This is a genomic window from Bordetella genomosp. 5, assembly GCF_002261315.1.
GTDB lineage: Bacteria > Pseudomonadota > Gammaproteobacteria > Burkholderiales > Burkholderiaceae_B > Bordetella.
On sequence record NZ_NEVP01000006.1, the window covers coordinates 481,531 to 502,344 of the forward strand.

The window sequence follows — 20,814 nt, forward strand, 5'->3', positions numbered from 1 at the left end:
GCCTGATGCGCCTCATGCGCCTCATGCGCCTTGGCGCAGCCTAGCGCGCCGGCACGTCGTACAGCACCGACACCCGCGTGAAATTGGCGCCGAACTGCTTCACGTCGTATTCGAACGGCGCGCTCTCGCCCGGCGCGAGCCGGGGCAGGCGCAGCGTTTCCGAACGGGTGCCGGTGAGTCGATCCTGCGCGTCATAGAGCCCGATCCACACCCGCACCTGCTCGACCGGGGCGTCGCCGGTGTTGCGCACCCTGCCCTGCACGGTCACGTACTTGTATCGATACCGGTAGGTGAAGTTCAGCGTGCCGGTGCCGATGCCGGCTTCGGTCTTGTCCACGCTCACGTCGAGCGCGGGACGCGCGCCCGGCAGCGGCGCGCGCCGGGCGGGCTTCCAGTCGGTCTTGATCTCCGTGAAGCGCGCGAAATCGCGGCCCACGAACTGCACCGGGATGCGCTCGCCCGGATAGAGCAATGCCGGCAGCGCGCTGTCGAGCCGCAGGTTGAGCGGTTGCGCGCCGTCGAACACGGCCACGCGCAACTGCGGCGACACGGCGATGTACTCGTCGCTGCGATTGACCACCTCGGCAAACAGCAGCGCCCGGCCGATCTCGTCCTCCATCCGGCGCGGGTTGTCGAGCACGAGCTGGCTGCTGTCGAACAGCGCGAAGTTATCGTCCAGCAGCTCGGCGGTGGTCAGGCGCAGGTCGTCGACCACGCGCACGTTGGCTGGGTCCACGCGCACGATGCGCGTGCGCGGTGCTTCCGGTTGCGCTTCGGCCGCGGTCGGCACCGGCGCGGCTTCCACGGCGGGCGGCGGCGTCTGCGTGCGCCACCAGGCGTACGCCCCGCCTCCGAGCAGGGCCAGACCGAGAATGCCCGCAATCACGCGCACGGCGGGCTTGGCGGCGCGGCGGTCAGTTTTCACTCTGCACCATGTAGTCATAGGAGGCGATGCGCGCCTCGTGATAGATGTCGCAACGCACATCGAACGACGTGCTGGCCTGCGGCGCCAGCTGATTGGCCGTGGCATAACCGCTACCCGTACCGATCACGCGGCCATCCTCGTCGTACAGCATGACGCTGATCTGGATCGAGCCGGCGACGCCGCTGGCGTGGTTGGTGACGAGCCCGACCAGACGATAGCTGCCGTCGTTGCGCACCAACTGCACTTTGCTAGTCCGCACATCGATCTGCTCCTTGCGCGCCGCGCGCGGCTCGGCCACCGACAGGGTGTACGCGTCGTACGGGTCCGAAGGCAGCATGATCAGCACCGGCGAATACTCGCCATGCTGCAAGGTGCGCGCCAGCGGCGAATCGGAACGCGAACCCAGCGTGAGCTCGCCCTGCCGGAAGGTGGCCGTCACGCGCGGGGCATCGATTTTCTGCCCGGCTTCGTTGCGCACCGTGAGCAGCAGATACGAGCGGCCGTTGACCTTCACGTCCTGCGCGGCGCTCAGGCGCACCAGGCTCGCGTCGATCCCGGTTTCGAGGGGCGGCGGCTCGGGCACCACGTCGCGGCCCATCAATCCGATCAGCAGCGGCACAAGAAAGATCGCCGCCACGACCAGCGCGATGGTCAGCAGCACGGCGGGGTGCGGCCGTTGCGGCTGGGCCGGTTGCTGGATGCCGCGCAGGATTTTTTCGAGGCGCTGCGCCACGTCGTCTTCCACCAGCGTGGTCGCATGGCAGTGATTGCAGCGGTACTCATTGAGCGCGATCTTGGTGAACGCGCTGCTGCCGCACGCCGAGCAGGTCAGCGTGACGGTATTGATGGTGGTGGACTTGGACGCCATGGGACGTACGGGAGCGGCACGCGGTGGCGCACCGTGCGGAAGTCTGAACAGGGACGGAAGAATACCCTGCGCCCGGCGTGCATCAGGCGTACGAGCGCATCCATTTATTACCAGGCATGACGAGGCGCTGCCCGCGTCCGGCTCAGCCGCGTTCGACCAGCGTGACCCGCGCGTCGCCGACGGCCAGCGCCTCGCGCACGTGCGCCAGCGCCAGGCGCGGGTCGGCCGCGCCGCACATGAACACGTCGAGCGCCGCATAGCCCACCTCGGGCCAGGTGTGGATGCTGATGTGCGATTCGCTCAGGATCACCACGCCCGTCACGCCCGCGCCGGCGTTGGCCGGTGTGCCGTCGTCGAAACCATGGAAGTGCGCGCCCAGCACGTGGGCGCCCGCCGCGCGCGCGGCGGCGATGAGCACCGCCTCGAGCCGGGCCGCGTCGGCCAGCACCGCGGGGGCGATGCCGTCCAGATCGGCCAGCAGATGATGGCCGCGCGTCGGATGCCGGCCCGCCGCCGGCCGCCCGGCTGCCAGAGCGTCGGGTTCCAGGCTCATTTGTGCGATCCGCTCGAAGACCAGCCGGAGTGGCTCGAGCTGGTGCCCCAGGTGCTGCCGCCACCCGAAGAGCCCACGCCGTTCGAGATGATAATGACGATGACCGCATAGACGGTGTAGAAGAAGCGTCCCATGTCAGTCTCCGGCTCCGCTCAGTTTTTCGGCGATGAGCGCAGGCGCCCAAAGGAAAAACAGGCCTGCGATGGCGCTGCCCGTGCCGTTATCGTTGGACAGCACCAGAAAGATCGACGCCAGCAGGGCCAGCGACGAGTAACTCCATTTGCTCTTGGAACGGGCGCTGGACAGCTTGGCCAGCTCCGGTTGCTTGAACCACTTCGCGAGATCGGCGCCGCTCACGCCCTGGCTTGCCGACCAGCCCAGTTCGTTGTCCGCGAGTTCGCTCGACAGACCCGCGCCCTTGCTCGACTGGTAGTCGGTGATCTTGGTCTGGTCGCCGACCCTGACGCGCCAGTTGAAGGCCCCCAGCGCGACGTCCACGCGCGAGATGTAGTCCCAGCGCTTGCCGTAGATCACGTTGTTGTAGCGCATGTGTTTGCCGGCGTGCGCGGGCCAGGTGTCGCACACGCGCACCCGGTCCCAGCCCTCGTCGGACTCCACCAGCCACAGAAAGCCCGCCTCCACCGAATACAGCAGGTACTCGACCCAGGACGATCCGTCTTCCGGGTCGGGGTCGGTGCATTTGAGCAAGCCGATCAACGTGTAGTCGGCCCCGTCGATGGTGGCCGTCTGCCCGAGCTTGAGCGTGGTCTCGATGCGGTCGACCCTCTTCTTCTGGGCGATCACGTAGGCCGTGTCGCCCGCGCAGTCGACGGTGGAGCCGCAGCTCGGGCACACCACTTGGGTCGCCATCGCTGTCACGATGCTGATCGGACCGCCGCAGTTCGGGCAGGCCAGGGCCGTGACGGCGCCACGCACACGGCTGGCGCGCTCCAGCACCTGATCGCGCGTCTTGAGCGTGGCGCGATCCATGAGCTTCAGATCGTAGGCCTTGCCCACGTAGATCACGGCCGGCCCGTCGGAATAATCCAGCGTCAGGAAGGCGTCGATACTGCGGAAGTCGGCCACCTTGGCCTGCCAGCCGCCGGCGAACGCGAACGGCAGCTCGCCTTCGGCCGAGGTCGCGTGGCAGGTGCGGATATCCGCCGCCACGAAGCGCTGGCCATCGAGCTTGAACTCGGAGCCCGGCGCGATCGCGTCGAACGCGGGCACGGGCTGGCGCATCTGGGCGCGGCGTTGATGCGTGATCGCATACTGACCGCTGGCATCCGACAGCCAGCCGTCGTTGCCGTCGTCGAACCAGAGATACCACTCGTTCCAGAAGCCGGCCTCGTAGCGCAGCTGAATGCGCCCCACGATCGTGAAGCGGCGGCGCTCGAACGACCCCGCCGCGCCGAGGCACAGCGGGCTGTAGTCTTCGAGCAGCTCGCCGACCTCGCCGATGCGCCGCACGCTGTCGGCATCTTTGAGCAGCGTGCTGCGGCAGGCCCCGCACACGGCCATGACGGACGCGGCCGACAGAAAGCTGACCGGCGCGCCACACTGCGGACACAGAACCTGCTGCATCGGGTCGTCCGCCGCCTCAGCTCGTGAGCTTTTTCAGGATCTCGGCCTTGGCCGCGTCGTACTCGGCCGCCGTGATCAGATTCTGATCGGCCAGCGCCTTGAGCTGCTGCAGACGCTGTACCGGATCGGCCTGCGTCGCGGCACCCGCGGCGGCGCCTGCGGCCGCGCCCGCGGCCGGCGCTGCCGCCGGATTGGCGGGCATGGTTGCAGGCGCAACGGCCTGCCCCAGGCCCTGCGCCATCGTATGGCCGAGCGCGGCGCCCGCGGCCAGACCGGCGCCGATGCCGGCGATGCCGCCCTCGTTCTGCGCGGCCAGCGGGATGGAGCTGGCGGTCTGGTACTGCGTCAGCTTGCCCAGGTCGCCCGACATGCCGATCGAGATCCGCGTGTCCAGCGCCTTTTGAAGCTCCTCGGGCAGGGAGACGTTTTCGACGGTGAAGTTGTCGAGCTTGACGCCATAGCGCTCGAACAGCGGCGCCAGCGACGCCGCGATGCGCTCGGACATCTGCCCTTGATTGGCGGCCATGTCGATGAACGGCACGCCGGAGCTGCCCAGCGCCGTGGTCATGGCGGCCACGACCATGTTGCGCAGTTGCGCCTCGAGATCGTCCACGGTGTAGACGTCGCGCGTGCCGCTGATCTCGCGATAGAACAGGCCCGGATCGGCGATCTGATACGAGTACACGCCGAACGCGCGCACGCGCACCATGCCGAACTCGGCGTCGCGCACCGTGATCGGCTGCGCCGTGCCCCAGCGCCGGCCGAGCTGCAGCCGGGTGCTGAAGAAGATCACATCCGACTTGAAGGGCGACTCGAACAGCTTGTCCCAGTTCTTCAGGTACGTGAGCACCGGCAGGGTCTGGGTCGTGAGCTTGTACATGCCGGGGCCGAACACATCGGCCACCTTGCCTTCGTTCACGAACACCGCCATCTGCGACTCGCGCACGGTCAGGCTGGCGCCATACTGGATTTCGAAATCCTCCATGGGATGGCGCCAGGCGAGTACGCCCTCGCGATCCTCATTCCATTGAAGGATGTCGATAAATTGCTTGCGAATGAAAGAGCCCAGACTCATGTCGATTCTCCTGCGTGTTGCGCTCGAGTGAGGCGGTTCAGGTCAGGCAGCCCGCATTGACCACCCCGGCGGCCAGCGAGCTGGCGCCGAGCAGTGCGCCCATGGCGAGATTGTTTTCTTCGATGGCCTGGTTCATGCCGCGCACGCAGAAGCTCAGGCCGGCATAGACCACGATCTGCACGGCCATGGCGGCCACGCCCCAGACCAGGAACATCGTGAAGGTGGCGTGCACCGCGATGCCCACGCCCACCGTGAAGCTGAAGCCGATCAGCGCTCCGGCAAAGGACAGCGCCGCGGCCAGGTTGCCCTCGCGGATGAGGTCGAACTCTTTATGTCGGGTGACCGCCGTGTAGATGACGCTGAAGAGGCCCAGCATGAGCAGGCCGGTCACGATGTAGAGCAGGTATGCCAATGCAGGATGCATAGTTCTCCCCAAAGAGTCGCCGAAGTATATCGCCTCGTTCGATATACTGCGGCCACTTGTCACGGACACCCCCATGCGCGACCGCGTTCTTATTCTTTCGGTATTGATCGTCGCCTCGTGCGGCCTGGGCTACGAGCTCGTCAGCAGCGCGCTGGCCAGCTATCTGCTGGGCGACTCGATCCTGCAGTTCTCGTCCGTCATCGGCTGCTACCTGTTCGCCATGGGCGTAGGGTCCTGGCTGTCCAAGTATATTCCCGAGGATCAGGTGCTCGAGCGCTTCATCGACGTGGAGCTGCTGGTCGCCTTGATCGGCGGGGTCTCCGCCGCGGCGCTCTTCATCGTGTATGCCTGGATGGCGGCGCCGTTTCGCACCGCGCTCTATGCGGGGGTGTTCCTGATCGGCCTGATGGTGGGCATGGAGATTCCGCTCGTGATGCGGGTCTTCAACCAGCGCAAGGCCGAGTTCCGCGACATCGTCAGCCGCGTCCTCACCTTCGATTATCTCGGCGCACTGGCCGTCTCGCTGGTGTTTCCGCTGCTGCTCGCACCGCGCCTGGGTTTGCTGCGCACCTCGTTCCTGTTCGGCATGCTCAATGCCGGCGTGGCGCTCTGGACCACCTGGCTGTTCCGCAGCGAGGTGCGCCGCCCGGGCACGCGTGCGCTGCGCGCCAGCATCGTGCTGGGCCTGCTCGGTCTGGGCCTGCTCTACTCCGGCCACATGACGACCTGGGCCGAAAAAGGCCTGTACGGCGATGACGTGATCCACGCCGAGACCACGCCCTACCAGCGCCTGGTGGTCACGCGCTGGCACGACGACATGCGGCTCTACATCAACGGCAACCTGCAGTTTTCGTCTCGTGACGAACATCGCTATCACGAGTCGCTCGTGCATCCGGGTCTGGCCGCCCTGCCCTGGGCGCGCCGTGTCCTGATCCTGGGCGGCGGCGACGGCCTCGCGCTGCGCGAGGTGCTCAAATACCCCGGCATCGAGCACGTCACCCTGGTCGACCTCGACCCGTCCATGACGGGCTTGTTTTCCCGCTCGGAGCCGCTGGTGGCCCTGAACCAGGGCGCGCTGAAAGATCCGCGGGTCACGGTGATCAACACCGACGCCGGCCGCTGGCTCGAAGAGCACAACGACATCTACGACTTCATCGTGGTCGATTTTCCGGATCCGTCGAACTTCGGCCTGGGCCGGCTGTACTCGGTGCCGGTCTACCACCTGATGACACGTCACCTGGCCGAGAAAGGCTATATGGTGGTGCAGTCCACCTCGCCCTACTTTGCGCCGCGCTCGTTCTGGAGCATCGACGCCACCCTGAAAGAAGCGGGTCTGCACACCTGGCCGTATCACGCCTACGTGCCCTCGTTCGGTGATTGGGGCTTCATCCTGGCCGGCAAACGCGACGATTACACGGTGCCCGAGCGTCTGCCCGTGGCCACGCGCTATCTCGACCCCACCACCACCCGCGAGCTGTTCCACTTCCCGGCCGACATGCCGCGCCTCGCCATGCCGCCCAACCGGCTCAACGAGCAATCGCTGGTGCGCTACTTCGACGAAGACTGGCGCAAGGTCATCCGCTGATGCAGCGCCGCACGTTGTTGCTGGGTGCGGCGTGGACGGCCACCGTGGGCCTGGGCGGTGCGCTGGGCTGGCACCAGCGCCGGGTATTACGCGCCCAGTTCGAGCTGCGCTATCCCGGCATGGAGGCCGGCCACGCGCTGCGCGATGGCGCGCCGCTGCCGGCCGCAAGCGGCACGCGCGACACCAGGGTCGCCATTCTGGGCGCCGGCGTGGCGGGGCTCGCCTGCGCCTGGAAGCTGGCGCGCGAAGGCCGGCGCGACTTCGTGGTGGTGGCCGGGCCGGAGTTCGGCGGCAATGCCAACGCGGGCGAACGCAACGGCCTCGCCTATCCGCGCGGCGCCCACTACCTGCCCCTGCCCTCGCGCGAATCCACCCATGTGCGCGAGATGCTGGCCGATTTCAGGCTGATCGAGCGCGACGCTCAGGGCGCGAGCCCCTATTACGACGAGCGCGTGCTGGTGCACTCGCCACAAGAGCGCCTGCTGCGAGATGGCCGCTGGGAAGACGCGCTGCTGCCCATGACCGGCCTGCCGCCCGAGGATCTGGCCGAGCATCACCGCTTCGAGGCGCTGGTCGAGCGCCTGCGGACCACGCGCGGCAACGACGGCCGCCGCCTCTTCGCGGTGCCGCTGGTTGCGTCCTCAACGGATCCCGCCTGGCGCGCGCTCGACACGCTGCGCTTCGATGACTGGCTCGATCGCGAGGGCTACCGCTCGCCCGCGCTGCGCTGGTACCTCGACTACTGCTGCCGCGACGACTACGGCGCGGGCACCGACACCGTCTCGGCTTGGGCCGGACTGCATTACTTTGCCAGCCGCGACGGCCACGCCGCCAACGCCGCGGGCGGCGCGGTACTGACCTGGCCGGGCGGGCTCGGCCCGCTGGTGCACCACCTGCGCGAGGCCATCACCGCCCGCCTCGGCCATGCCGATTGGCTGGTCGACGGCCTGGCCGCGCGGGTCCAGCTCACGGCCCCGGGCGCGCGCGTGCATTGTGTGGCCGATGGTGGCGCCAGCGAGATCGCGGCCCGCCGCGTGGTGTGCGCCATGCCGCTCGCGGTGGCGGCACGCGTGTTGCCCGATCTGCGCGAGTGGGGCTACGACGCGCATGCGCACGCCAGCCCGCACGCGGCCTGGCTGGTATCGAACTTCATCATGAAGGGCTACCCGGCCGAGCAGCCGGGCGAATCCCTCGCCTGGGACAACGTGGTGTATCGCGGGCACGCGCTGGGCTACGTCGTGTCCACCCATCAGCTGCTGCGGGTCGCCCCATCGCCGCGCACGGTGTTCACGGCCTACCAGGCGTTGTCGCGTCTCGGGCCCACGCAGGCGCGGCAATGGCTGCTCGAGGCCGATCCCGACGCGCTGCGCGACGCGGCCGCCGCCGACCTGCTCACCGCCTACGGCGACGATCTGTGGCGCGAGGTCGAATCCCTGGAGATCACCGCGCGCGGCCACGCCATGGCCATCCCGGTGCCGGGTTATCTGTCGAACCCGGGGCTGGCGGCGCTACGCGACGTGGACGGCACGGTGCTGTTCGCCCATGCCGATCTGTCGGGCTACTCGGTGTTCGAGGAAGCTGCGTGGTGGGGTGTCGCGGCCGCGCAGCGATTGCTGAGCTGATCCGGGCATTCGCCGTCGCCGGGCCAACCGCACAGACGCGGGCGTAGCCCGAAGGCCCTCCGACTAGCCCCACAACCGCAATCCGATCCGCATGGCCTGGCCGGCGCGCGACGGCCCGACAGGCGCGGCTGGTGGACGGTTCTGCTCGACGCGATCAGTCTCTCTACAAGCACGCTCTCCCCAAAACAGGCAGACCTCTCCAAAACAGGCAGACCTCTCCAAAAGAACGAGGCCTCCCCAAAAATGAGGAGGCCTCGCCACAGACTAGCGGGCCTCCCCGACATCAGGGAGGCCTGCGTGCCCTCGACTACTTGCTCAGCGGGATCGCCACGTTCAGGTTGAGCGAGTAATCTCCACGGTCCGACTTGCCCGCGTAGTCCTGGCTGATGCGGATCTGCGAGGCGCCCGGCCCTTGCATCTCGTAGCCCAGGCCGAAGCGCGTGACCACCCTGCCCGGCTGCGCACCGTTTACCGAGAAGGAGGCGCCGGCTGCGTCCCTGGCGTCGAGCTCGGGCTTCTTGGCCAGGAAGTCGTAGCCCACGCCGCCGTAGGCCGTGACGCGCTGATCGTCCGCAAGCTCGTAGCGATACTTCAGCCCCACGAGCGGCGTCAGTGCCTGCGCATCCTGCTTGCCTACGCTCAGGTTGGACCATCCCGCGCCGCGTTCCTGATACGCACCCACGCCCGCGCGGCCATACTCGAGCGCCAGCCACGGCGTGACCGTGTGCTTGCCCAGCAGGTGATCGCGTTCGTAGTTCAGCGACAGCACGGCCGTGCGCCCGTTCGGGTTCGACTTGGCATGCGCCTCGTCGCCGATCGTGTCGCGCCGGCTTGCGCTGTTGCGGTCCAGGCCCACCTTGCCGATCACCGACATCCGGCCCAGCGTGCCCAGGTCGTGGCTTGCGTAGCCGGCGAGCTGATAGCTCGCGCCACTGGCCCGATCTTCCGTCGCGCTGTCGCGGCCCTTGGTCGATGCGCCCTGCACCAGCAGCGCCGCGCCGACCCGGGTCTTGTCGCCAAGCGCCCGGTCGGTGCCCACCGCCAGGCCCCCGACCTTGCGATCGAAGCCCGGCGTGGCGGCGCCTTGCGAGCCGGTGGACCAGCCGCCGTAGGGCGTCATCCAAACCGTGTTGGCAGCGTTGGTGCCCAGATACGCGGGGCCCGACATGCGGCTCATGCGATCGCGCACCACGCTCATGCTGGCCTGGGCCTGCTCGAGCGACATCTGCGCGAAGTTGCCGCCGAAGAGCGGCGTCGACAGCGTCGGGCCGCTTGCCGCGGTGACGACCAGATCGAGCTGATTGCCGTTGCGCTCGATGTAGTAGTTCACGCCACGATACGAGCCACCGCCGTAGGTGCCGTTCAGCCCACCGTGTGCGCGCAGGAAGCCGCTGTAGCGCTCACCCGGCTTGAGCGGCGCCGTCGACGGATTCAGCTTCAGGGCCGCGCCGGCCGCGAGTGTGGCCGATTGGCTCACATCCAGCACGCCGTACTGACCCGCGGCGGTGCCCACCATGGCCAGGTCCAGCACGCCGTTGGCGGTCTGCACGTAGTTGCCGGCGACCTTCAGGGTCTGGTCCGCGCCGATGCGCAGCGTGCCATCGTTGGTGAGGGTATCGGCCTTCAACCCGGCGGCACGCAACGACGGCATCAGACCCAGCAGACCGCCGCTTGCCACCGTGAACGTGGACGCATTGCCTTGCAGCGCCAGATCCCCGCCGAGTTCGACCTCGCCGCCGCTGCCGGCCGTGATCCTGTTCCAGCCCTGCACCGCGGTCACACCCGCGCCGCCCGACGTGGAGGCAGTCAGCTTCTGCTTCTCGCCCACGGTCAGTTGGTTGGCATTGGTGGTGTCGCGCAGCACGGACTCGCCCAGCTGCGTCTCGGACTCCAGCATCAGGGTGTTGCCGGATCCGCCCACGTCGATATCACCGGCCAGCGTGGCGCCGCGCAGTGTGACGGTGTTGGCGTCGCCCTGCACCTGGATCGCGGCCGAAGCCTTTTGTGCCAGCACGGTGCCTTGCGCCTGCACACTGCCGCCGCCGGCCAGCACGGTGTCCACCAGCTCGGAACCCGGCTGCGCGTCGACCACGCCGCCACTCGAGACGGTGTTCGCCTCGGCACGACCGCCCGACGACACCTGCTGCAGGCCCTGCACCGTGGTGTTGCTCACCCGGCCTTCGACCTGCTGCAGGCCGCCCGCGAGGATCTTGCTGTCTTCGTCGAGGCCGCCCGAGTGCACGCGCTGCACGCCGCCCGAATGGATCGTGGCGCGCGGCCCATAACCGCCCGACAGGATTTCCTCTCGGCCACCGTCGTAGACATCGGTGTCGTAGGCGCTGCCGCCCGACGACACATACTGCACGCCGCCCTGATGGATCTGCGAGCTGTCGGCTCGACCGCCCGACGACACCAGGTTCGACCCGCCCGAGGACACCGTCGTGGCCGTCGCCGTACCCCCCGCGGAGATCGACTGAACACCGCCGGACTGGATTTCCGTGCCGGAGACGCTGCCATGCACCGCCGCGCTACCGCCCATACTCACGACCGTGGCGTTGGCGGAACCGCCGGACGACACGGTTTGCAGACCGCCCGAAGACACGTGCGCGCCGGACGCCAGACCACCGCTTTCCACGACCTGACGGCCGCCGTCGCTCAGGTTAGCCGATGTGGCCTTGCCGCCCGACGATACCGTTTGATTGCCGCCGGAAGACACCTGCGTACCGCTGACCTGGCCGCCATCAAGCACATGCTGGCTGCCACCGCTGCTGACGATCGTGGACGTGGCCGAGCCGCCCGACGACACCGTCTGCTCGCCACCCGAGGACACGTGCGTATCGATGGCCTGACCGCCTTCCGAGACCGTCTGCTTGCCGCCCGATGACACCTGCGTGTCGACGGCCTGGCCCGAGTTGAAGACCGTTTGCACGCCGCCATCGCTGAGCACGGTGGAGGTGGCGCGACCGTCGGTCTCCACGGACTGCGAGCCACCCGACGAAACCTGGGTGTTGTTGGCTTGGCCGTTGACGGTTTGTTTACCGCCACTGCTGACCGTCGTGGAGGTGGTCGTGCCGCCGGACGACACCGCCTGGCTCCCTCCCGAGGACACTTGTGTATCGATCGCCTGACCGCCTTCCTCCACGTCCTGATGACCGCCGTTGCTGAGGGTGGTGGATGTGGCCGTACCGCTGGACCCGACGTTCTGACGCCCACCGGACGAGAGATGCGTGTGGATCGCCTGACCGCCACTCTGCACGCTCTGCCGGCCGCCAACGGTGACGGTCGTGGACGTGGCCGTGCCACCCGAAGAAACGGTTTGACTACCGCCGGAAGACACCTGCGTGGCGATCGCCTGACCGCCGCTCTGCACCCCTTGGCTGCCGCCGCCGATCAACGCCGTGGACGTGGCCGTGCCGCCGGACGAGACCGTTTGAACACCGTTCTGGAACACCCACGTGTCGCTGGTCGTGCCTCCGCCCTGGACCCCTTGGCTACCGCCGCCGATCAGGTTTGACGTCGTCAAGCCACCGGACGACACCGTCTGATTACCCCCGGAGGACACCTGCGTATTGCTCGCCACGCCGCCCCTCTGAACGCTCTGGCTACCGCCACTGTTGACAACCGTTGTCGTCGCCGTGCCACCAGACGACACTGTCTGAGTGCCGCCGGAGGACACCTGCGTATTGCTCGCCACGCCGCCGCTCTGCACACCCTGGCTGCCGCCGTTGCTCACCGCCGTGGACGTGGTCAGGCCGCCGGACGAGACCGTCTGAACACCGCCGGAAGACACTTGCGTGTCGCTAGTCGCGCCGCCGCCCTGCACGCCCTGGCTGCCGCCCTGCTTCACGGACGTGGACGTGGCCTGGCCACCGGATGACACTGTTTGGTTGCCGCCGGAAGACACTTGCGTATCGTTCGCCGCGCCGCCGCTCTGCACGCCTTGGCTGCCGCCGTCGCTCACCGTCGTGGACGCGGCGCCGCCGCCGGATGAGACGGTCTGAACGCCGCCGGAAGACACCTGCGTGCCGATGGCGTGACCATCGGCCTGTATGCCTTGGCTACCACCGCTACTCACCGTGGTGGACGTGGCCCTGCCGCCAGACGACACGGTTTGTACGCCGCCCGTGGACACTTGCGTGTTGTTTACCCGTGCGCTGGCCCGGACCGACTGGCTGCCGCCCGACGACACGTGCGTGTCGTCGGCCTGGGCAAAGCCAGTCACCGTTTGAACACCGCCATCGCGGACAACGGTGGAGGTGGCGGAACCGTTGTTGCCAACAGACTGGGAGGCACCCGACAACACCAGCGTGTTGTCGGCCTGACCATGGACCACCTGACTACCGCCATTGCTGACGGTCGTGGACGTGGCCGTGCCGCCAGCCCCTACGGATTGACTACCACCCGAGGACACTTGCGTGCTGATGGCCTGGCCGCCGCCCTCCACGCCCTGGCCACCGCCGCCGCTGACGTTCGTGGACGTGGCCGTACCGCCGGACGACACCGTCTGTACGCCACCCGAAGACACCTGCGTGCCGCTGGCGCGGCCGCCGCCCTGCACGCCTTGGCTACCGCCATTGCCCACCGTAGTGGATGTCGCCGTGCCGCCCGACGACACCGTCTGGTTACCGCCCGAGGACACCTGGGTTTGATCGGCCTGGCCACCGCCCGACACGCCCTGGCTGCCGCCATTGCTCAAGGTCGTGGACGTGGCGGTACCGCCGGACGACACCGCTTGCACGCCGCCGGATGACACCTGCGTGCCGCTCGCCTGGCCCCCGCTCTGCACGCCCTGCCTGCCGCCATCGCTGACGATCGTGGAGGTCGCCGTGCCGCCAGACGAGACAGTCTGCACGCCACCCGACGACACCTGCGTGTTGTTCGCCTGGCCGCTGTTCTGCACGGTTTGGCGACCGCCACTGCTGACGGTCGTGGAGGTGGCAACCGCGCCGTTGTCCCGCACCTCCTGCACGCCACCCGATGACACCTGCGTGTAGCTGGCCTGACCTTCGGCCCATACCAACTGCGAGCCGCCCGACGACACCCGCGTACTGACTGCTTGACCAAAGTGCAATATTCGCTGGGAGCCGCCCGACGATATATGCGCGTCGACGGCCCGACCCCTTATATCTTGCAGACCGCCATTGATGGTTGTCGAGGTAGCCGTGCCACCGGCATTTACCCACTGCTCACCACCCGATGACAGCTGCGTGTTGCTGGCCTGACCGGCGCTCTCGATCTGCTGGACGCCGCCACTGGTGACAGTCGTCGACGTAGCGGTGCCGCCTGAAGACACCGTCTGCGTGCCACCCGAGGAAACCTGCGTGCTGGTGGCAACGCCCTGCACACCCTGGCTGCCGCCGTTCAGGGTCGTGGACGTGGCCTGGCCACCGTATGACACCGTCTGGTTGCCGCCGGAAGACACTTGCGTGTTGCTCGCCGCGCCGTCCCCCTGTATGCCCTGGCTACCGCCGCTGCTCACCGTGGTGGAAACGGCCCTGCCGCCAGACGACACGACTTGCTGGCCACCCGTGGACACGGTCGTGTTGCTCACCGTAGCGCTGGCGCGAACCAATTGCTGACCGCCCGACGACACGTGCGTGTCGGTGGCCTGACCCGCGCCACGCACCGTTTGAACCCCGCCATCGCGGACAATGGTGGAGGTGGCGCTACCGGCGTCTTCAACGGACTGCGCGCCACCCGACGACACCCGCGTGTTGTCGGCGCGGCCGTAAACTCCTTGGCTCCCACCACTGTTGATGGTCGTGGAGGTGGCCGTACCGCCGGTATATACGCGCTCTTGACCGCCCGATGAGATTTGCGTGTTGCTGACCTGACCGTCGCGCTCGACCGTCTGGATGCCGCCGGCGCTGACGGTGGTGGACGTGGCCGTGCCGCCCCTGCTGACGGTCTGCCGGCCGCCCGAGGAAATCTGCGTATCGTTCGCCTGGCCTCCGGAGGACACGACCTGGCTGCCGGCGTCGCGCAGCGTTGTGTTGTTGGCGGTGCCGAACACGGTCTGCCCACCCGTTGACACGACGCTTCCGGACACCGTCGATCCCGCGGACACGGTTCTGTCCTGCGCGAGGGCCGCGGCCTGAAGCGTCAGCCCGAGCGCCACGCCGACGACGCTGGAAGCCGTGCGCACCGACTTCGATGCCTTGCCTCGCCGTGGGCCGTTTTCACTGATGACGACCCATGCTCCTCGCACCACACTCCAGATGACGCGATAAATTCGATTCAAGCCCATAGTTTTCTTTTGCGGATGGATTGTCGGGGCATCCTGAAATCGACGGGGATCTCAGGCTGGCGTGCGGTATGCGTATGGCGTCGTCTCGACGGCCAATAGCTCCTGGAATTCTGAGATACGTGCCAGATCGACGATTTAGAAGATGCTCTAAAACGGAAACCGCACCCAACGAGACGTGTGCCCGAATGACACCCTTCGCGACTGCCCGAACTCACGCGGAGGTGATCGAGGGCAGCGAAGCGTGGCGCGGACGGTGTCTCCACGCGCAGGCGGCGGGCATGAAAAAACCCCCGCACCCCGGAACGAGGTCCGGACTGCGGGGGTCAGCGTGTCGGCGGTGGGCCGCTGTGCTCTGATTCGAAGGGCTTACATCACGCGGATCTTGTCCACGTCGAACTCGACACCCTTGCGCTCGACATCTATCTCGCCGTGCAGCTCGACCTGGGTCTTGTCGTCGATCTTCACGCCGGCCGGGAATTTGTCGTCGTCGATATCGACGCGGATCTTGCCGGTGCCGTCGTCGAAGGTGTAGTGGTCATCGCCATCGTGCGACACGATGCGGCCACGCAGGATCGCGTGCTGGTCGTCCTTGCCCTTCTCGAGCACGTCCTTGACGGACATGACCGGAATCGAGCTGGGGCCCGCATAGCCTTGCTGGGCCGAGGGCTGCGCGGAGCTGGGTCCGGTGTAACCCTGGGCATGCACGCCGCCGAAGGCGAGCGCGCCGGCGATGGCGGCGCTGGCCAGCAGGGTGCGGGTGAACGGCTTGCGGATCGTGGACTGGGACATGGTGTGGCTCCTCGCGCTCATCGCGCACTAAGTGTTGAACACAGAACCCATTTGACCCGCCGAAGATTAAGAGAATCTGAGCCGGGTCACCGCTAGTCAAGCATAGCGTCCCGAGTGGCGCCGCACGGCTTTCGCGCAGGCCGCGGCTCGAGCCTCAGCGCGGCTGCGGCAGCGCGAGCACCGCGCCCAGGCCGCGGCCGTCGATCCCCTCGCCGAACCGCAAGGTGCCGCCGTGCAGTTGCGCCACCCGCGCCGCGATCGACAGGCCGAGGCCGCTGCCCTGCACCTGCGTGCCCAGCACGCGGAAGAAACGTTGCGCGAGCCGCTCCCGATCTTCGGGCGTCACGCCCGCGCCATCGTCGCGCACGCTGAGTTCGAGCTGATTGCCGCGCGCCACGGCGGCGAGCTCGACGCGCCCGCCTTCGCGGCCATACACGATGGCGTTGTGCAGCAGATTACGCAACGCGGTGCACAGCGCCTCGTGATTGCCCTGCAGGCTCGTCACCCGGCAATCGACGTGCACCGTCACCTGCCGCGCCGCCGCCGCCGGCGCGCAGAGCTTGACCACTTCATCCAGGAGCGCCTGCACGGCGACCGGTGCCACCGGCAGCATGTCGGCCGACTGCGGATCGAGCCGCGCCAGTTGCAGCAGATTTTCGACCAGTGCCGTGCTGCGATTCACGTCGTCGCGCAGACGGCGCAGCTGGTTGACCTCGGCCGGCGGCGCGTCGGCCGGCAGGCTGCGCTGCATCAGCTGGATGCGGGACGCGAGCGCGGCCAGCGGCGTGCGCAGCTCGTGCGCCGCGTCGGCCGTGAAGCGCCGTTCGCTTTCGAGCGCGCCGGCGAGCCGGGCAAACAGGAGATTCAGCGCGTTGACGATGGCGCGCACCTCGTTGGCACGGCCGTCGTACGACAGCGGCGTCAGGTCGGCCGACGACTTGGCCGCCAGCCCGCGCGTCATGCGCTCCAGCGGCGCGAGCAGCCGGCGGATCAGCCACCAGTTCACCAGTCCGAGCAGCAGCCACAGGCCGACGAGCGGCCAGGCCAGCGACTCGAGCATGTCGAGGATCAGGTCGGTGCGGTCGTCCAGCTCCTGGCCGATCTGCACCGAGAACCCCAGCTTTTCATGACGGCGCACGTACACGCGCCAATCCTCGCCCTCGGCCCGCACCTCGTAGAAGCGCTTGTCGCGCCGGTCCGGATCCACGAAGGGTTTCTTCGGGGCATCCTCGCCCCGCCGCAGCACCTCGCCCTGCGGCGAGACGATCTGATAATCCAGCCGCAACTGCGGGCCGGTGTCGTCGCGGTCGCGCGCGGGAAGCGCGCTGCCCGTGCCCTCGCCCAGCGCCAGCACGAGGCGCGCGCCCTCTTCCAGCGTGTCGTCGAACGCGTCGCTCACTTCCTTCCAGGCGATCGCCAGCACGATCACCGTGCTGACGAGGCCGACGATGATGCTGAAGCCGAGCGTGGTGGAGATCAGCCGGCGGCGGATGGAATAGCCGTTGGCGGCGCAGACGGCGGAAGGAGAAATGGCCGCAGGGGAACCTGCCGCCGGGGAGCCTGCCGCCGGGGCGCCGGCCGCAGCGGATCCGCCCGATGGGGAACCTGCCGAGGCGCCTGCCCCCGGAGAACCCGAGCCGCCCGCCTGCGCGCGTGTGCTGTCTGTCGGCGCGCGGCGCGGCCAGCGCAACGCCTTGGCCCGAGCGAGTAGTTGTCGAACCCCGCCCATTTCAATCCGCCAACCGGTAACCCTGGCGCCGGATCGTCTTGATCACGTCGGCCGACAGTTTGCGTCGCAGGTTATAGATATGGACCTCGATGGTGTTGCTCTCGACCTCGTCGCCCCAGCCATACAGGGCCTCTTCGAGCTGGTCGCGCGACACGACATGGCCGGGCCGGCGCATCAAAGCGTGCAGGACCGCGAACTCATGCGCGGTCAGATCCACCGGCTGCCCCTGGAAACGCACCTGTTTGGCGGCCTCGTCCAATGCGAGTTCGCCATGCACCAGCGCGGTGTCTGGGCGGCCATCGTGGCGCCGGACGGCCGCGCGGATCCGCGCCGAGAGCTCCTCGAGGTCGAAGGGCTTGACCAGATAATCGTCGGCGCCCAGGTCCAGCCCTTCGATGCGGTCGCGCACCGCGTCGCGGGCGGTGATCATGATCACCGGGACCGTATCGCGGCGCGTGCGCAAGGCGCGCAGCAAGGCATCGCCCGTCAGGCCGGGCAGCCCGCGATCCAGCAACACGCATTGATAGTCGTGGGTGGCGAGCGCCGTCTGCGCCAGATCGCCGCGCGTGACGCGGTCGACCACATAACCGTCGAGCGCCAGCCACGACTCAATCGATTCGCCCAGGGAAACGTCGTCTTCGGCCAGTAGGATGCGCATGCCTGGACTATACGCGAGAGGATGAAGCGAATCTTAAGCCGCGCGAGCGCGGGTTTCCCGTGATGGCGCGGCGCGTGCGACCGACTCAGAATGGCTTGCCCCGGCGCGGTGCCCGGGGTCCGCGCCGCGCGCCTGGGGGCGCCGTTATCCGATCGATGAGAGCAAGGGCATGACCGACGTAAACCCGATTTTCGAAGACCACGCGGTCTACCGCACCCTGCTGGAGTCGACCAAAGCCATTCCCTGGAAGCTCGATTGGGCCACCATGAAGTTCGCCTATATCGGCCCGCAGATTGAAGCCCTGCTCGGCTGGAGCACCGAAAGCTGGGCCACCGTCGAAGACTGGGCGATGCGCATGCATCCCGAGGACCGGGAATATGTGATCAATTTCTGCGTCAGCCAATCCCGGGCAGGCGTCGACCACGAGGCCGACTACCGCGCGCTGACCAAAGACAACGGCTACGTCTGGATCCGCGACGTGGTGCACGTGGTGCGCAATGACGCCGGCGAGGTCGAGGCGCTGATCGGCTTCATGTTCGACATCACCGAACGCAAGAAAACGGAGGAGAAGCTGCTCAGCCTGCAAAAGGAGCTGGAGGTGCTGTCGTTCAAGGACGGGCTGACCAACATCGCCAACCGGCGCCGCTTCGACAGCAGTTTCGAACTGGAATGGGACCGCGCCACCGCCGCGCGCACGCCCTTGTCGATCCTGATGTTCGATGTCGATTTCTTCAAGCAATACAACGATCTGTATGGCCACACCCAGGGCGACAACTGCCTGATCGAGATTGCTCAGACCCTGAGCCTGGCACTGGACGGCCCGCGCGACCTGGTGGCCCGCTACGGCGGCGAAGAGTTCGTGGTGCTGCTGCCCGAGGCCGATCAGGCGCTGGCGATGAAGGTCGCGGAACGCTGCCAGCGGCTGCTGCAGAAAAAGGCCATCGTGCATGCGCTGTCGCCGCATGGCCGGCGCGTCACGATGAGCATCGGCGCGGGCACCGTCATGCCCGACGGCCACGCCACTCGCGCCGGCTTCATCAAGGCGGTGGACGAGCAGCTTTATCTCGCCAAGAACAACGGCCGCGACCGCGTCGAGCACGTGGCGTTGCCGGCCTGATTCCGACGACCGGAACCGCGCCGCCTGCGGGGGCCGTCTGCCGCGACGGGTCTCGTTCGAGGCCGGCCCGAGGCCGCGCTAGGGCTGCAACTGGCCCAACACCGCCGCCAACTCGCTGCGCGCCTCGCTCGACCGGGCGCCAGCGAGCGCGGCTCTGACCGGCGCCACCGCGGCCGGACCGGAACGAACCAGCAGCCAGCCGACCGTCGAGCGCAGCAGCGGATCGTCGCTGCGCAGCCAGGCCGCGGCCGACGCTTCGATCACCTCTCCGGTGACATCCTCGGGCAAGGGCCAGGTTTCGGCCGCGACCGAGGCCATCATGACGGCCTGGTCGACGAGCCTATCCGTGGACGACGCGGACTTGATGGCGGTGGCGAGGTAGCGGATGCCCTCCGGGCCCGTCTGCGCGATCGCGCGCCATGCCACGCGGGACGGCTTCGTAGCCTGCCCCGCGGCCTCGATCAAGGCCGGCCGCACCGTATCGCCGCGCTGCGGAAAGCGGCTGAGCGTCACCATGAGGCGTTCCCGCTCCGGTTCCAATGAGGCGTGTTTCAGGTCGGCGATCACCTTGCGCACTACGTCGTCGTAACCCGAGGCGTCCGGTCCCAGGCTCTGGGCGATCTGCACCCGGATGGCGAGCGAGGAGGACGCGGCGCCCGTGGCGTCGAGCTTGCGACGCACGCCGTCGGGCAGCGCGATACCGCGTGCGGTTTCGGCGAGGTCGCCGAGCAGGCGTTCGTCGCTGGCGTCCAGGATCGCCGACGCGAGGAGCTCGGGCGTCTTGCGGGCGGCGGCAGACAGGGCCGTGCGCGAAAAAGCGCGGTCGGATTCGTTTTGCGCCTGGCGCAGTCCGGTCAGCGCCGCGTCGGCCATGCGCGCCCGCCCCGGCGCGTCGAGCAGGATGATGATGCCGATGAGGCCGTAGCGGCGCCCCTCCGGCACCGGGGCGGCCACGTCCGCCGCCAGCGCCTGGACCAACGCCACGGGCAAGGTCAGCCCCTCCTGCGGACGGGGTTTGAAGGCGGGTGCCGTGCGCAGGTGCTGGTTCAGCGCGATCGTGGCGGCGGTCTTGTCTTCACCCTCCTGAGCTTGCAGATAGCGGCGCATGACGTCGTCCAGGGCCGCGTCGGGATTCGCCGGCTCGCTGCCTGATGAGGCGGCTGCGTCGAGACGGGTCGGCTCGCTGCCGGACGAGGCCGCAGCGCTGGGACGCGCAGGCCCGCTGCTTGACAAGGTGGCGGCGCTCACACGCGCAGCTCCAGTGCCTGACGAGGCCGTCGCGCCAGGGCCGGCGTGCCCGGAATCGGCCATGGCGGTTCCGGCGGCGCCGAGGATGAGCGCGATGGCGAGCGCAAGCGGCCGGGACAGGCGGGCGGGATAGCGGTGGGGCGAGACGGGCATCGAGTGTCCTTGCAAGGGTGCGCCCCCAATTTTCCCCGATGCGGGAGGCCCGGGTTGCAACCGTCGGTGAGCCGCCCCGCTGCAGCGTCGGGCTCAAGCGGACAAACAGGGAGGCAGGTGGCGTACGCCCGCGCGCATGGGCGACGCTCGGCGTCCGCCCGCACGGCCGCGCCAACCCGGCCCCTTTGTTCATTTATTTGTCAGAAAGCAAGCCGCCCCCGCGTGGAACCAATCCTT

At 68.1% G+C, this 20,814-nt stretch carries 15 protein-coding genes; 3 read left to right on the forward strand and 12 right to left on the reverse strand.

The features are described from left to right. Positions 1-40 precede the first annotated feature (40 nt). The 7 genes from CAL25_RS10985 to CAL25_RS11010 all read right to left on the reverse strand — a co-directional run bounded on the left by CAL25_RS10985 (position 41) and on the right by CAL25_RS11010 (position 5,429). Positions 41-925: an FxLYD domain-containing protein gene (locus CAL25_RS10985; RefSeq protein WP_094799991.1), complete on the reverse strand. Its 885-nt coding sequence runs from the start codon at positions 923-925 to the stop codon at positions 41-43. Further along, complete coding sequence (locus tag CAL25_RS10990) at positions 915-1,793, reverse strand: FxLYD domain-containing protein (protein ID WP_094799992.1); 879 nt, start codon at positions 1,791-1,793, stop codon at positions 915-917. The genes CAL25_RS10985 and CAL25_RS10990 overlap by 11 nt, the downstream gene beginning before the upstream one ends. 142 nt (positions 1,794-1,935) lie before the next feature. Then, on the reverse strand, positions 1,936-2,346 hold the full coding sequence (gene speD, locus CAL25_RS10995; RefSeq protein ID WP_094799993.1) for an adenosylmethionine decarboxylase: 411 nt from the start codon (positions 2,344-2,346) through the stop codon (positions 1,936-1,938). Then, complete coding sequence (locus CAL25_RS24220; protein WP_170948462.1) at positions 2,343-2,480, reverse strand: hypothetical protein; 138 nt, start codon at positions 2,478-2,480, stop codon at positions 2,343-2,345. The genes speD and CAL25_RS24220 overlap by 4 nt, the downstream gene beginning before the upstream one ends. A gap of 1 nt (position 2,481) precedes the next feature. After that, positions 2,482-3,930 (reverse strand): DUF4178 domain-containing protein, encoded by a 1,449-nt coding sequence (locus CAL25_RS11000; RefSeq protein ID WP_094799994.1) that lies wholly within the window; start codon positions 3,928-3,930, stop codon positions 2,482-2,484. A 16-nt stretch (positions 3,931-3,946) separates the two neighbouring features. Further along, a complete protein-coding gene (locus CAL25_RS11005) occupies positions 3,947-5,005 on the reverse strand; it encodes an SPFH domain-containing protein (RefSeq protein WP_094799995.1) in 1,059 nt (352 codons plus the stop codon). A 37-nt stretch (positions 5,006-5,042) separates the two neighbouring features. Further along, complete coding sequence (locus CAL25_RS11010) at positions 5,043-5,429, reverse strand: DUF350 domain-containing protein (RefSeq protein WP_094799996.1); 387 nt, start codon at positions 5,427-5,429, stop codon at positions 5,043-5,045. Between the two features lie 73 nt (positions 5,430-5,502). Between CAL25_RS11010 and CAL25_RS11015 the strand changes: the two genes are divergently transcribed. After that, on the forward strand, positions 5,503-7,014 hold the full coding sequence (locus CAL25_RS11015) for a polyamine aminopropyltransferase (protein WP_094799997.1): 1,512 nt from the start codon (positions 5,503-5,505) through the stop codon (positions 7,012-7,014). Continuing rightward, a complete protein-coding gene (locus CAL25_RS11020) occupies positions 7,014-8,636 on the forward strand; it encodes an FAD-dependent oxidoreductase (protein ID WP_094799998.1) in 1,623 nt (540 codons plus the stop codon). Before CAL25_RS11015 ends, CAL25_RS11020 begins: the two co-directional genes overlap by 1 nt. Positions 8,637-8,943: 307 nt before the next feature. On the opposite strand, the gene CAL25_RS11025 is transcribed toward CAL25_RS11020, so the two are convergent. The 4 genes from CAL25_RS11025 to CAL25_RS11040 all read right to left on the reverse strand — a co-directional run bounded on the left by CAL25_RS11025 (position 8,944) and on the right by CAL25_RS11040 (position 18,059). Further along, complete coding sequence (locus tag CAL25_RS11025) at positions 8,944-14,883, reverse strand: AIDA repeat-containing protein (RefSeq protein WP_094799999.1); 5,940 nt, start codon at positions 14,881-14,883, stop codon at positions 8,944-8,946. Positions 14,884-15,249: 366 nt separating this feature from the next. Beyond that, positions 15,250-15,672 carry a YgiW/YdeI family stress tolerance OB fold protein gene (locus CAL25_RS11030; RefSeq protein ID WP_094800000.1) on the reverse strand — a complete coding sequence of 141 codons (423 nt, stop codon included), beginning with the start codon at positions 15,670-15,672 and terminating at the stop codon, positions 15,250-15,252. A gap of 154 nt (positions 15,673-15,826) precedes the next feature. Next, complete coding sequence (locus tag CAL25_RS11035; protein WP_094800001.1) at positions 15,827-17,401, reverse strand: ATP-binding protein; 1,575 nt, start codon at positions 17,399-17,401, stop codon at positions 15,827-15,829. Between the two features lies 1 nt (position 17,402). Beyond that, entirely contained in the window at positions 17,403-18,059 is a 657-nt protein-coding gene (locus CAL25_RS11040) for a response regulator (RefSeq protein ID WP_094800002.1), read from the reverse strand. Between the two features lie 169 nt (positions 18,060-18,228). Between CAL25_RS11040 and CAL25_RS11045 the strand changes: the two genes are divergently transcribed. Then, the gene (locus tag CAL25_RS11045) at positions 18,229-19,176 is read left to right on the forward strand and encodes a sensor domain-containing diguanylate cyclase (protein ID WP_094800003.1); all 948 of its coding nucleotides are present in this window, start codon (positions 18,229-18,231) and stop codon (positions 19,174-19,176) included. Positions 19,177-19,254: 78 nt separating this feature from the next. Here CAL25_RS11045 and CAL25_RS11050 read toward each other — a convergent pair whose 3' ends face one another. Continuing rightward, positions 19,255-20,577, reverse strand: coding sequence for a hypothetical protein (locus CAL25_RS11050; protein WP_141217917.1), 1,323 nt, complete (start codon positions 20,575-20,577; stop codon positions 19,255-19,257). Positions 20,578-20,814: the final 237 nt, after the last annotated feature.